The sequence below is a fragment of the Bulleidia extructa W1219 genome, assembly GCF_000177375.1.
In the GTDB taxonomy this organism is placed as follows: domain Bacteria; phylum Bacillota_I; class Bacilli_A; order Erysipelotrichales; family Erysipelotrichaceae; genus Bulleidia; species Bulleidia extructa.
This window is the reverse complement of sequence record NZ_ADFR01000002.1, coordinates 53,100-66,591: the sequence shown is the minus strand read 5'-3', so window position 1 is coordinate 66,591 and position 13,492 is coordinate 53,100. Positions and strand designations below refer to the sequence as shown.

Here is a 13,492-nt window from a genome sequence, read left to right as displayed (position 1 = left end):
GCCTTATTTTATCGATATTTTAAGAAAAATGATATTTTTGAATAATAAAGGTTGACGAGAGAAAAATAGATGAGTATATTTGTGATATTGGGTTGATTTTATTCAACTATTAAATTAGGGAAAGAGAGGACGAAATGAATTGTTTGATAAAAAAATTACTGGGTGTTTTTCTGGTGACGGCTTTGGGATTGGCTGGCTGTTCTAGTAAAGTGACGAAGAGTGAGACAAAACAACAAAAGAAGAAGGTGATCTACACAACTTTCTATCCCGTTCGAGATTTAACAAATCGTATTGTCGGGGATAAGATGGAGGTTCGTCAAATTATCAAAGGAGATCAAGAACCTCATGACTATGAGCTTCAGACAAAAGATATGGCTGAAATTTCCAAGGCGGATCTAATTATTTATAATGGAGCAGGAATGGAGTCATTTATAGAGGCTTTAAAGAAAACCGTGAAAGATAATAACAAGTTTTTGGACTTATCCGTTGGATTGACTTTATTGAAAGCTACTTCTCAGGATGGTCACGATCATGACAAAGAAAAACATGGAAAAGAAGAACATCAGGTGAATCCTCATACATGGTTAAGCGTGAAAAATGCGATGTTTGAATTAAAGAGTATTTATGAGAAAGTATCGAATTTAGATCCTGAAAATAAAGATTTTTATAAGAGAAATTTAGAAAAGTCTTTGGCTGATTTTAAGAAACTTGATGAAAAATTCAGTTCAGAAATTGCTAAACTTCCAGCTAACGTAGAGAAACATTTTGTAGTATCACACGCTGCGTTTAATTATTTAGCGAGGGATTATGGTTTAAAACAAGCCGCTATCGCCGGTATTTCTCCTGAAGAAGAGCCAACCGCTCAACAGTTGAAAAAATTGGCTGATTTTGTAAAGAAGCATAAAATCAAGGTGATTTTCTTTGAAGGGAAGGCAACACCGAAAGTGGCTAAAACTTTGGCAAAAGAAGTGGGAGTTCGCACAGATGTCCTATATACTTTGGAAAGCATTACAGGCGAAGAAGAAAAATTGGGATATATTGGACTAATGGAAAAGAACTTAGAAAATTTGGTGAAATCGTTTCATGAATAAAATTCTTCAACTATCCAATGTTTGTTTTACCTATGATCATCAGGAATGGATTTTACAACATTTAAATGGAGAAATAAATGAAGGAGAGTTCGTTGCGATGGTTGGGGAAAATGGAGCCGGAAAGAGTACTTTGCTTAATCTGATTCTTGGAAATTTAAAACCTCAGCAAGGTGAAATCCGGTTGTTTGGAGATTTAGTGAATGAAAAGCCCCATTATGAAGATATTGCTTATATTTCACAGAATTCAGTCATGAATTATCGTAATTTTCCCACCACAGTGATAGAAGTGGTCAAGATTCATTTGCGTTTTTTAAAAAAAGGAAAAGACTATGGTTCTTACCTTAAATTGGTGAATTTAGAAGAACAGGGTCATAAAATGCTCAATGAATTATCGGGTGGTCAACTTCAACGGGTCGCTATTTTATTAGCACTGATTAAAAATGCGAAATTGATTATTTTGGATGAGCCAACTTCAGGAGTGGACCAGCTATTTTCAGAGGAACTTTATCGAATGTTAGAACGATTGAAGAAAGAGGGGAAAACGATTTTAATGGTGACCCATCATCTGCAAGATGTTCAAATTCATGTTGATCGAATTCTCCGTCTGGTGAGGGGACAATGGGAGGAGATTATGTATGCTTGATTTGTTTCATTATGAATTCATGCAAAGAGCTTTCATTGTTGGAACATTATTAGCCATCATTCTTCCTTGTATGGGGTTTCCGATTCTATTGAAACGGTTATCTATGATGGGAGATACATTAGCTCATTCTTCATTGGCGGGCGTTGCAATTGGTTTGTGTATGGGGATTAATCCTTTACTAGGATCTATTATAGCTTGTGTGATAGCAGGCTTAAGCATTGAATTTATTCAACAAAAATTAAGATCTTATCAAGAAATATCGACAGTCATCATTTTGGCGGCTTCCATCGGGTTAGCGGGTATTTTCTCCAGTTTTACAGGAAATAGTAATTCGATTAGTTCTTATTTATTTGGGTCAATTGTAACAATTTCGGATGATGAATTTTACTTAGTCTTAGGAATTGCAATGGTGGTAATCGTGTTATATAGGTGGATTTATGATCAATTATATTTAAGTGTATTTGATCCTAAAGCGGCGCCTATTTTAGGGGTAAATGCAAAACGTATTCAGTTTGTATTTACTTTCTTAAGTGCGATCGCCATATCAATGTCAGCTAAAACTATTGGATCTTTGATTGTGTCATCTTTATTAGTTATTCCGGTAATTTGTGCCATGCAATTTGCGAGAACTTATAAGGCCACTTTATTTTTATCCATTGGTTTATCGGTATTATTTGTTTACATAGGGTTATTGGTTTCTTATTACGCAAATTTGAAACCAGGATCTGTGATTGTGTTGATTGCGGTGACTTTTCTGATCTTCGCAATGTTGGTAAGGAGAAAATAAAAGGAATAGATATGAATCGTATTTATAAAAAAACAAGTGTCGCTATTTTAGCTGTTCTTTCTTTGACTGCGTGTACTTTTCATCAAAAAGTGGCTTCTAATACAGAGTCGAAAAAGAAGGAATTCGTGCAACCAAAGGTGACAACATATGAAAAAGATACCACTACTACTATTTTGGTAGATGATAATCACATTCAAAAATCTAATATTGTTAAAGTGATTAAACACGGGGATCATTGGCATGTGTTCACTAAAGATGGTAAGGAACATATTACATATACCAATCCGGCTAATTTGAAGGATACCGGTGGATTAGAATTGGTTTCAGTTCTTACTTTGGCACAATTAAAAGGTAAAAGGGTGGTTAGTATTAAGAAACATGGGAATCATTGGCATGTTTATACCGCAGATGGGAAAGAATATTTGACCTATCAAGATCCGTCTTCTTTGTTTAAGAAAATTAAAATTGGACAATACAAGGGATCTCATCGTGGAAAACCAACACATTCCATTCAGAATTTAGCTAAAAAGTCTACGGTCTATAAAATTTTAAGACATGGGGATCATTGGCATATTTATACAACAGATGGCGGTGAATTTATTAGTTATCAAGATCCGCGCCCTTTTTACCCAAAAGCAAAAGTGGGGGAATATAAAGGGAATCATTCTTCTAAGCCAACGAATCCTAAAGCTGTTTTGCCAAAACCGGACACTCCTAATAAAAAATTAGGACCGGTTGTAGGAGTCTTAACACTGAATAAATTAAAGGGTAGAAATATTACCAAGATTGTGGATCATGGAGACCATTGGCATGTGTACGAAAATGGAAAAGAAATTGGTATTACAAAAGAAAATCCAAGATCTATGTTTCCAAAGGCGGAATATATCCAAGAAAAATCCAATCATGGAGGACATACAAAAGTTAAAGAAACAGACTTATTTACCTATGAAGATGTAAAAGAAAAATTGGATAAGAGAGTAGAAAAAATTCTAAGTAAGAATTTGAAAAAAATGACTCATTATGGAAAAGTGACAGATGGTTTACCGGTTTTTGGTATCATAAAACCTGATAAAAGTGGTCGGTATTTCTACTGGTTGCACGATTCACATTATCATGCGGTGAGTATCCCGGATTTAATTGCGATGGAAAAAGAAGGTCGTTTCAAAGGGATTACGGCAAAAGAAGTGGTCGCATTTTTGAAATATAAAGTGAATCATCATTATGTGATTGAAGATAGGATAGATACCGAAGAAGAAATGATAGCTAAGTGTCGATTCTTAGCGAAACATTATGGAGTTTCAGAAAATCAAGTGAGATATTTCTTGGGTAATTATGTGGTTTCTATTAATGGAGATGATTTAGTTAAAATTGCGGCTGACGATCTGATTGTTGAAAACGGGATTGTTAAAGCAGGGGTTGATTTACCGAAATTAAAATATCCGGAAAAATTAAAGAAAGAATAAGAAGGTAAAACGAGCTAGAAATGAAGTGAATCCTAAAAGTTGGACAATGACTGAGGAGGTTCACTTTAAAATAGCTCTTTTTTAGTTTCTTCCTTACTTTTTATCTTTATACTCGCACCTCTTCCATCCATTATTTTTTCCTTTCAAAATAAAAAGCGCTGTTTATGCGCCTTTTGATATTTATAAAATTACTTCATTACCGCTTTCATCAAACATCATTATTGGAATATGATAGTGGCATGATTTATCATACTTTTTTAATTCATCTACTATATCACCAATTTTTTTATCAAAAATATCTATGTCAAATAATTCCTTAAAACTATTATATCGTTTTCTTTTTCCATCAATTCCAAGAATACAATCCTCATATATCTCAATTTCTTTGTTTTTATAGTAAAGAATGTATTTGCCGGTAAATTCTAAGTTCTTTATAAAATCATTTCTTTTCATGCTTCATCCTTTCTGTTACTTTATTTTTAAAATATTTCACTTCTATATCCTCATTATAAGCATATTCCAACTTACCACCATATACCAGTATCACAGAAGGCTTTATTTTATCGATCATAGCGTCCATACCGTCTTTCCAAACTTGTAAGGCGTCATCATCACGCTTAACCCCAACGGTACTTACTGCCACAATTGAAGCTTCCGGGATACCGTCAAAGCAAAAGCTAAATGTTTCTTTTTCTGCCTATGAGGTGAATGAGAGACTATTTTCAAGATCTAAGAGAAAGAATTTTGAAAGATTTAGGGAATGTTTTATCAGATGGGTTAAAAATATTTTATAAAAATGAAAAATGTAAAAAAAGCGCTTGTTTATGAAATAATGAAACAAAAGTTAATTTGAAAGGCTTTGAATTCTAATTTTTTTAATTTAGAAGATGATGATTTTATAAAGTGTTGAATTCGTTATTTTAAAAATAATATCAAAAATCGGTGATATTTTAGAGAATTTTATAATCGTTTTACTTGAATTTAAAAGGAGAAGAATTACTATAAAAATATATAGTGAAATTACTCACATGTTAGGAGGTAGACAAGTATGTCTGAAAAAGCTGTTCAAAAGGAGACAGTTGGTTCATTTATTCTTAAAATTTTGAATGGAACGACTGTTGCGATTGTAGTTGCTTTAATTCCGAATGCAATTCTAGCTACATTTCTCAAGCCATTTGCTTCAAATCCACTAGTGGCTAATTGGCTTCATATTGTAACTGTATTCCAATTTTTCACACCAATTATGGCTGGTTTCTTAATTGGTATGCAATTTAAGATGAATCCCATTCAATCTGCTACGTTGGCTGGAACGACTTATATTGCTTCAGGAGCTTGGAAATTTACAATGGCAACTGTGGCAGGTAAGGGAGTAGGGCTATTCCAATTAGCCGGTATTGGGGATGTTATTAATACCATGTTGATTGCGGCTTTGGCTGTTTTGGTGATTCAAGCAGTCAGTCCGAAATTGGGGTCATTAAATTTGGTTCTGTTACCGATTGTTGTTGGTTTTGGAGTTGGTTGGATCGGTACGTTGACTTTACCATATGTTTCCATGATTACCACATTAATTGGACGAGGTATTAATTCCTTTACTACCTTACAACCAATCTTAATGAGTATTCTTATTTCGATTTCATTCTCCATTATTATTATTTCACCAATTTCCACCGTTGCAATCGGGTTGGCAATTGGGTTAAATGGTATGTCTTCAGCAGCGGCCGGTATGGGAGTTGCTAGTGCGGCAGCTTTGTTGGTTTGGGCTACTTTAAAGGTGAATAAGCCTGGTGTCCCTACTGCAATTGCGTTGGGTGGTATGAAGATGATGATGCCTAATTTTTTAACAAATCCAATTATGGCGTTACCGGTAGCCTTGACGGCAGCGATTAGTTCCTTATCAGTTCCTATTTTAGGAATGGTTGGGACACCCGGTTCAGCCGGTTTTGGTTTTGTGGGTTTAGTTTCTCCGCTAGCCGCTTTAAATGCGGGATCTGTCGGAGTGATTGGTATGGTTATTGCTTGGATTGCCGTTCCTTTCGCCGTTGGCTATGTAGTGGATAAAGTTTTAGGGGATGTTCTCCATCTATATAAGAAAGAAATCTTTGTGTTTAAAGGTTAAGAATAGAAAGAAGGAAGAAAAATGTTAACATATATTGCTGGATCTGGTGCGATGGGATGTCGCTTTGGTTATCAATTGTTTAAGGCTGGTAAGGAAGTTATCTTACTAGATAAATGGGAAGATCATATTAAAGCCATTCAAAAAGATGGTTTAAAGATTGTGGGGGATCACGAAGATTGTGTTCATATTCCAATCATGAGACCGGAAGAAGCGACTCAAAAAGCGGATTTTATTGTCCTATTCACAAAAGCTATGCAGTTGGAAACTATGCTTCAAAGTCTTAAGGGAATTATTACTGATAAGACTAAAGTTCTATGTCTTTTAAATGGCTTAGGACATGAAGATGTCATCAAGAAATATATTCCGGAAAAAAATATTTTAATGGGAGTGACGGTTTGGACAGCCGGCTTAAAAGGGCCAGGGACAGCTCTGTTAACAGCCACTGGTTCAGTGAACTTACAATCCATTGATCAATCTGGTGAAAAGGAAGCGATGGTTTTTGTAGACTTGTTGAATGAAGCCGGTTTGAAAGTCACTTATGATGAAGATGTCGTTCCATCTATTTGGCGTAAAGCGTGTGTCAATGGTACTATGAATTCCACTTGTGCTTTATTGGATTGTACGATTGGTGAATTTTTTGCGAGTGAAGAAGCTTTAAGAGTAGTGGATACAATCATTCATGAATTTGTGATGGTCGGTGAAGCTACTGGCGTGAAATTAGATGAGCAGGCCATTAAAGATTATGTGATGCACACATCTGTTGTGGCAGCAGGTCACTATCCATCAATGCACCAAGATTTGGTTCAAAATCATCGTTTAACAGAAATTGATTACATCAATGGAGCTGTAGCGAAGAAAGGAGATTCCCTAGGTATTCCAACACCATACTGTCATATGATTACAGATTTGGTTCATGCGAAAGAACATGTTTTAAAGATTCAATAGGCTGAGAGATCAGCCTTTTTCTTTTACTCTAAATTAGCCTTGTCAAATGGATTGTATCCATTGTGCCATCAGATTATGAGAAGATCGAAACTGATTGAGATACTTGCTTCGTAGAATTTTAAGTTTAGATAAAGATAAAAAATCTGAATGAGATAAAAACGCATGTATTGCTGTTTGAACAGTTGAAGTTATTTTGAAAAAGATTAACCAACAAAGTAAAAAAGTCTACAGATTTTCATTTGACCTTCCTTTAAGTTTTCTTGATGCGAGATTGAAAGAAATAGGGAAGAAAGTTATCATTAATCAGTCAATATCAGCTTTTTTGATACAATTGAGTGGGAGAAAGAAATGAAAAAAATAGAGATTCAAACCAAAAGTAAACAGTATTCAATTTATTTGGAAGCTGGCTTATTACATCACTTAGATTTCTATTTAGAGTTGTATAAGCGATATATTGTCATTAGTGATACAGGCGTTCCTAAAAAGTGGAAAGAGCTCATTTTAAGTCAATTACCTAATTCTAATCTAATTGAATTTGAACAGGGAGAAAGTCATAAAACCATGACTTCGTATACTTTTCTGATGGAACGATTATTATCTCTGGAAGTGACACGCCAAGATGTGATTTTAGCTCTTGGAGGTGGGGTTGTTGGAGATCTGGCCGGTTTTGTGGCGAGTACGTATCGGCGTGGAATTGCTTATATTCAAATCCCGACCACCACTTTAGCGATGATTGATTCTTCTATTGGAGGGAAAACGGCAATTAATTTGGGTGGCTATAAAAATATGGTGGGTACATTTTACCAACCTGAGATGGTTTTGATGGATCCTACTGTTCTAGAAACATTGTCGAAAAGGCAGGTTTATAATGGATTAGTAGAAGCTTTAAAGGCCGGGTTGATTGCGGATGATAGCTTGGTTTATCTTTTAGAACAAGATTCTTTTCCTCTAGAAACCGTTATTGAAAAAAGTTTATTGGTGAAAAAGAAAGTCATTGAAGAAGATGAAAAAGAAACAGGGCCAAGAATGATTTTGAATTTTGGTCATACTTGGGGCCATGCGTATGAATCTTATGCTAAAGGAGAATTGTTACACGGAGAAGCGGTTGGACTTGGTATGTTGAAAATGTTAGAAGAACCTTTAAAATCAAGGGTTCAATGTATTTTAAAAAAACTACATTGTCCAATTGTATATCCGGTGAAACAGGAAGAATTATTACGATACATCCATCAGGATAAAAAGGTAAATTCTACCGGTATTTCAATTGTTTTGGTTAAAAAGATAGGAGAAGCTGTTATTCAAACTGTTTCGTTGGCAGAATTGGAAAGGAGTATAGATGTCTAATAGTATTGGTGAACGTATTCGTTTGACGATTTTTGGAGAAAGCCATGGTTCTGTAATCGGTGGAATTTTAGATGGTATTCCTGCCGGGGTTGAGTTGCCTTTAGAATATATCCAAGAAAAATTAAATCTTCGAAAAGCGAAAGGATCTATCTCCACTTCCAGACAAGAGGAAGATGTCCCTACTTTCTTGTCGGGCATCCATCAAGGATATACAGAAGGTAACGCCATTGCGTTTATTTTGAAAAATAAAAATGTGCAGTCTAAAGATTATGAACTTCATAAGCCAAGACCTTCCCATGCAGATTATGCAGCTTATGAAAAGTATTTTGGGTATATGAATCTTGCTGGTGGGGCTATTTTTAGTGGCCGTTTAACCGCTGCTTTTGTGGTGGGAGGAGCTATTTGTCAAAAACTGTTAGAAGATAAAGGCGTTTATATTGGTAGTCATATTAAAAGGCTGTATCGTTTTCAAGATCGATCTTTTGAAAATTATGAAAAGGATATTCAAAAATTAAGCCGGTTGAATTTCCCGGTTTTAGATAGTTCAATTTCTAAGACGATGCAAGAATATCTTTTAAAGATAAAGGAGGAAAAAGACTCGATAGGTGGTATTTTAGAGACAGCAGTGGTTGGCTTGCCAGTGGGATTGGGGGATCCGATATTTGATAGTTTGGAGTCAAATTTATCCAAAATTTTATTTTCTATACCGGCAATCAAAGGTGTTTCCTTTGGCTTGGGTTTTGATTTTGCACAATATAAAGGTTCTGAAGTCAATGATGTTTTATTTTATGAAAAAGGGAAAGTAAAAACAAAGACGAATCATAATGGTGGTATTAATGGTGGCCTTTCTAATGGTATGCCATTGGTGTTTCATACGGTGGTGAAGCCAACTTCTTCAATTGGTTTGGTTCAAGAAACCATCGATCTTCAGACACAAACCAATACCACAGTTGAAATTCAAGGAAGACATGATCCGGCAATTATCCATCGAGTCAGACCGGTGGTGGATGCCGTGACTGCTTTTGTACTTTTAGACGCTTATTTGAAAAGAGAACAGGAATGTCTATGGCAAAATTCGGTTTAATTGGTCACCCGTTATCTCACTCTAAATCTCCCTTCATTCATCATTTCTTTTTAGGTAAAGAATATTCTTTATTGGATATTCAAGAACGTGAATTGAAATCTTTCTTAGCAGAAGATCAAGATTTGAATGTAACAATTCCTTATAAAGAAAAAGTCATTCCTTTCTTAAAGAATCTAAGTCCAGAAGCAAGAGAAATAGGGGCGGTTAATACGATTCATCATCGTGTAGGATACAATACCGATGCTTCAGGCTTTGCGGATTGTTTAAAAGCTCATGGGTTTAAGGCTAAAGATAAGAATGTTTTGGTATTTGGGACAGGAGGGGCTTCAAAAGCCATCAGCTACATTCTTCGCCAAGAAGGAGCTAACGTACAACTGGTTTCTCGTTACAAAAAAGAAAACACCATTCTTTACGATGAAATTGGGAAAGTAAATTATCAAGCGGTTGTGAATTGTACCCCATTGGGCATGTACCCAAACATGAACGAAAGTATAGCGAAATATTTGGATTTTTCACGAATGGAATGGTTGGTGGATATTGTCGCGAATCCTTTACGCACCAAGCTTCTTCAAGAAGCCGGTTGTCCATCTATTGGTGGTCTTGAAATGTTGGTTCGTCAAGCGGCGAAAGCGGATGAGATTTTTTCGGGGAAAATGATTTCGGAAGAGGAGATTCAAGCTTGTTTAAGAGCTTTATGTTTTGAACAAAGAAATATTGTGTTCATTGGTATGGCGATGGCTGGCAAAAGTACAATAGCGAAAGCTTTTGATGCTCAAACAGTGGAAATGGATGAAATCATTGTTGAACAAGAAGGGCTTTCCATTTCCCGTCTTTTTCAAGAAAAGGGAGAAGCCTATTTTCGCAAAAAGGAGTTAGAGGTAGCGAAAGAAGTATCTCGATTGAATCACCAAGTGATTTCTACCGGTGGTGGTGTTATTTTAAATGAAGAGGCAATGACTTATTTAAGGGCAAATGGGCTTTTGGTTTGGGTCAAAAGAGATATTGATCGCATGATTTTGGAAAATAATCGACCTCTTTATGCTTCAAAAGAAGACTTATATAGAGTCTATCAAGAAAGAAAAGAACGATATGCCTATTATGCGGATGTAGAGCTGGATAATAATCGGTCTATAGAAGAGGCAATCGTATCTTTGAAGGAGAAATTGAAATGATTATAACGATGAAAAAAGGAATGCCAAGAGAAGAAATCCAAAAGATGCGTGAGCATTTTGAAAGCCTTGGTCTACAAGTTCATGAGATTCCGGCAGAGGAATTTAATATCATCGGGTTGACAGGAGATACTGCTTCTTTGGATGAAAGTTCCATCAAAGCCAGTCCTTGGGTAGAAGTGGTTCGTCGTATTTCGGTTCCTTATAAATTGGCTAATCGAGCTTTCCACCCGGAAGATTCTATTGTGGAAGTTGGCCGTTTGAAAATTGGTGGAAAAGGGAAAATTGTTTTGATAGCCGGTCCCTGTTCAGTAGAAAGTAAAAATCAAATTTGTCGTATTGGAAAAGAAGTGAAGATGTGTGGGGCGGATGTGTTACGAGGTGGAGCGTATAAACCGAGAACTTCTCCCTATTCTTTTCAAGGTTTAGGGCAAGAAGGAATCTTGGCTATGGTAAAAGCTAAAGAGGAAACAGGGCTACCTATTATATCTGAATTGATGTCAGCTAATCAATTAGAAGAATTCATTGAAAAGGTGGATATAATTCAAATTGGAGCTCGCAACATGCAGAATTATGATTTGTTGAAAGCTATTGGTCATACAAAGAAACCCATTTTATTAAAAAGAGGCTTATCTGCGACGATTGAAGAATGGATTATGGCGGCGGAATATATTCTTGCGGCTGGTAATCCCAATGTCATTTTGTGTGAACGAGGTATTCGTAGTTTTGAAAAATATACACGCAATACCATGGATCTAGCGGTTGTTCCAATTATTAAACAGAGAACTCATCTTCCAATTGTGGTTGATCCTTCTCACGCTACAGGGGATTGGAAATTAATTGAAGCTGTTTCTTTGGCGGCCATTGCGGCCGGGGCAGATGGTCTTATGATTGAAGTGCATGATGACCCGGAGTCGGCTTGGTCAGATGGAGCACAATCATTAAAACCGGAAAAATTGAAAGAACTGGTTCAAAAAGCAAAATTGGTTGCTCAAGCAATCGGTCGTGAATTATGAAATCAGTGCGTATTTATCAGTCAACCATTCAAACCATTTCTTTGAAAATGCCGACTTCCAAGTCTTATGGACATCGATCATTGATTGCGGCTTCTTTATCTAAAGAAGTTTCAACCATTCAAAACCTTCCAAATAATCAAGATATACAAACGACAATGGCTTGTTTGAAAAAGCTGGGTGTATCTTTTCGACAAGAGGGAAGTCAAACCACGATTTATCCAAAATGGAAAATTCAGAATTCAGTTGTTTTAGATTGCCATGAAAGTGGATCAACACTTCGCTTTCTCATTCCTTTAGTATTGATTGGGGATCGGATAGTTAAATTTCAAGGGACTAAACGACTGTTAGAAAGACCGCAAACGATTTACGAATTTCTGGCAAGAGAAAAAGAATTTTTCTTTGAAAAAACAGCTCATTCTATTTTCGTAAAGGGACCTATTCAAGCGGGTCATTTTGTGGTGGACGGGACAATTTCTTCTCAATTTATTACGGGCTTATTATTAGCATTACCTTTATTAAAAGGGGATTCCACCCTAGAAATTCAAGGTGAATTAGTTTCAAAAGATTATGTAGAAATAACACTGGATGTGCTTTGCTTGGCCGGTATTCGAATAGAAAGAACCAATCATCTTTTTATGATTCCGGGAAATCAACATTACCAAGCCTTTAAATATGAGGTGGAAGGAGATTATAGTTCCGCAGCTTTTCTATATGCTTTAGCCTTTTTACATCGAAAAGAATTGTCTATTGAAAATCTGAACTCCTTTTCAAAACAAGCAGATTTTAAAATACTGGCATTTTTAGAACAGGTGAAGAATAGAAAAGCTTCTTCCTTTGATTTGGAAGGATGCCCTGATTTGGGACCGATATTAATGGCGGTTTCTTCGCAATTGGAGGGTACTAGTCATTTTGTGAATATTAAGCGATTGCGTTTCAAAGAATCGGATCGTATTGAAGCGATGCGAGAAGAATTGAAGAAACTGGGAATTGAAATGAAAGTTGGTGAGAACGAAGCTTTTATCACTGGTGGAAAGTTACGTCCTAATCAAATTCTAAGTGGGCATCATGATCATCGAATAGTGATGGCTTTGTCAGTTTTAGCTACTTTAACAAAGAATACGGTGATTGAGGGTGCTAATGCCATTCAAAAAAGTTATCCAAATTTCTTTGAAGATTTAAAAAAACTGGGAGTTAGAGTGGAGGAAGAAGGATGAAAACGATTTGGGTCATCAACGGACCTAACTTAAATATGTTAGGTATCCGAGAAAAAGAAATTTATGGTAATCAAAGTCTGAAAGATTTAGAAAATCAATTGTTAAAAACTAATCCAGAGATTCATTTGGAATTTTTCCAATCGAATCATGAGGGACAATTGATTGACTGGATTCAAGAGGCTTATTTAAAAAAGGTAGATGGAATTGTTTTTAATCCGGCCGGTTATACACATACTTCTATTGCTTTAGGAGATGCGATTAAGGCAATTCATCCGATTCCTGTGATAGAGGTCCATCTTTCAAAGATAGAGGATAGGGAAGATTTCAGAAGAGTTTCTTATATAAAACCCTACTGTTTAGATCAGATTCAAGGGAAGGGATTTCATGGTTATCAGTTGGCGATTGAAAAATTGGTTTCTAAGTGAAATTGAGATTTTAATGGTAGTATGAATGGAAAAATATGGCATGGATTGGGATATGTTATAGATCAAAAGGATAGCAGATTTCTTGGTTGAAATGGCTATTCTTTTAAATTGGATTTTGGAAGGTTAATTTTTTGAATTTAACCCTTGCAAAGAAAAGAAATATTCGGTACTATATTAAAGCAACTTAATAAGTAA

The 13,492-nt window shown here is 35.8% G+C and carries 13 protein-coding genes and 1 pseudogene; 12 read left to right on the top strand and 2 right to left on the bottom strand.

Annotated features, from left to right (window positions below):
* Positions 1 to 134: 134 nt before the first annotated feature.
* From HMPREF9013_RS00755 to HMPREF9013_RS07520, 4 genes are read left to right on the top strand one after another with little or no spacing between them, the layout of a single operon-like run.
* Positions 135 to 1,091, top strand: coding sequence for a metal ABC transporter substrate-binding protein (locus tag HMPREF9013_RS00755; protein WP_006626459.1), 957 nt, complete (start codon positions 135 to 137; stop codon positions 1,089 to 1,091).
* Entirely contained in the window at positions 1,084 to 1,734 is a 651-nt protein-coding gene (locus tag HMPREF9013_RS00750; RefSeq protein ID WP_006626458.1) for a metal ABC transporter ATP-binding protein, read from the top strand. The genes HMPREF9013_RS00755 and HMPREF9013_RS00750 overlap by 8 nt, the downstream gene beginning before the upstream one ends.
* Positions 1,727 to 2,521 carry a metal ABC transporter permease gene (locus tag HMPREF9013_RS00745; protein ID WP_006626457.1) on the top strand — a complete coding sequence of 265 codons (795 nt, stop codon included), beginning with the start codon at positions 1,727 to 1,729 and terminating at the stop codon, positions 2,519 to 2,521. The genes HMPREF9013_RS00750 and HMPREF9013_RS00745 overlap by 8 nt, the downstream gene beginning before the upstream one ends.
* 11 nt (positions 2,522 to 2,532) lie before the next feature.
* Complete coding sequence (locus HMPREF9013_RS07520) at positions 2,533 to 3,984, top strand: hypothetical protein (protein WP_006626456.1); 1,452 nt, start codon at positions 2,533 to 2,535, stop codon at positions 3,982 to 3,984.
* A gap of 180 nt (positions 3,985 to 4,164) precedes the next feature.
* Here the strand turns inward: HMPREF9013_RS07520 and HMPREF9013_RS00735 are convergent, their stop codons facing one another.
* On the bottom strand, positions 4,165 to 4,437 hold the full coding sequence (locus HMPREF9013_RS00735) for a hypothetical protein (protein WP_006626455.1): 273 nt from the start codon (positions 4,435 to 4,437) through the stop codon (positions 4,165 to 4,167).
* Positions 4,424 to 4,669: pseudogene (locus HMPREF9013_RS07515) on the bottom strand (DUF4417 domain-containing protein); the annotation flags it as partial. The pseudogene HMPREF9013_RS07515 and the gene HMPREF9013_RS00735, both read right to left, overlap by 14 nt.
* 363 nt (positions 4,670 to 5,032) lie before the next feature.
* On the opposite strand from HMPREF9013_RS07515, the gene HMPREF9013_RS00725 reads away from it, so the two are divergent.
* From HMPREF9013_RS00725 to aroQ, 8 genes are all read left to right on the top strand, one after another.
* Positions 5,033 to 6,100 (top strand): PTS sugar transporter subunit IIC, encoded by a 1,068-nt coding sequence (locus HMPREF9013_RS00725; protein WP_006626452.1) that lies wholly within the window; start codon positions 5,033 to 5,035, stop codon positions 6,098 to 6,100.
* Positions 6,101 to 6,121: 21 nt separating this feature from the next.
* Positions 6,122 to 7,045 carry a 2-dehydropantoate 2-reductase gene (locus HMPREF9013_RS00720; protein ID WP_006626451.1) on the top strand — a complete coding sequence of 308 codons (924 nt, stop codon included), beginning with the start codon at positions 6,122 to 6,124 and terminating at the stop codon, positions 7,043 to 7,045.
* Between the two features lie 348 nt (positions 7,046 to 7,393).
* Positions 7,394 to 8,389 carry a 3-dehydroquinate synthase gene (aroB, locus tag HMPREF9013_RS00715; protein WP_006626450.1) on the top strand — a complete coding sequence of 332 codons (996 nt, stop codon included), beginning with the start codon at positions 7,394 to 7,396 and terminating at the stop codon, positions 8,387 to 8,389.
* The gene (gene aroC, locus HMPREF9013_RS00710) at positions 8,382 to 9,473 is read left to right on the top strand and encodes a chorismate synthase (RefSeq protein ID WP_006626449.1); all 1,092 of its coding nucleotides are present in this window, start codon (positions 8,382 to 8,384) and stop codon (positions 9,471 to 9,473) included. The genes aroB and aroC overlap by 8 nt, the downstream gene beginning before the upstream one ends.
* The gene (locus HMPREF9013_RS00705; protein ID WP_006626448.1) at positions 9,455 to 10,645 is read left to right on the top strand and encodes a shikimate kinase; all 1,191 of its coding nucleotides are present in this window, start codon (positions 9,455 to 9,457) and stop codon (positions 10,643 to 10,645) included. Before aroC ends, HMPREF9013_RS00705 begins: the two co-directional genes overlap by 19 nt.
* The gene (gene aroF, locus HMPREF9013_RS00700; protein WP_006626447.1) at positions 10,642 to 11,658 is read left to right on the top strand and encodes a 3-deoxy-7-phosphoheptulonate synthase; all 1,017 of its coding nucleotides are present in this window, start codon (positions 10,642 to 10,644) and stop codon (positions 11,656 to 11,658) included. The genes HMPREF9013_RS00705 and aroF overlap by 4 nt, the downstream gene beginning before the upstream one ends.
* The gene (gene aroA / locus HMPREF9013_RS00695; protein WP_006626446.1) at positions 11,655 to 12,872 is read left to right on the top strand and encodes a 3-phosphoshikimate 1-carboxyvinyltransferase; all 1,218 of its coding nucleotides are present in this window, start codon (positions 11,655 to 11,657) and stop codon (positions 12,870 to 12,872) included. The genes aroF and aroA overlap by 4 nt, the downstream gene beginning before the upstream one ends.
* Positions 12,869 to 13,297, top strand: coding sequence for a type II 3-dehydroquinate dehydratase (aroQ, locus tag HMPREF9013_RS00690; protein WP_006626445.1), 429 nt, complete (start codon positions 12,869 to 12,871; stop codon positions 13,295 to 13,297). The genes aroA and aroQ overlap by 4 nt, the downstream gene beginning before the upstream one ends.
* Positions 13,298 to 13,492 lie beyond the last annotated feature (195 nt).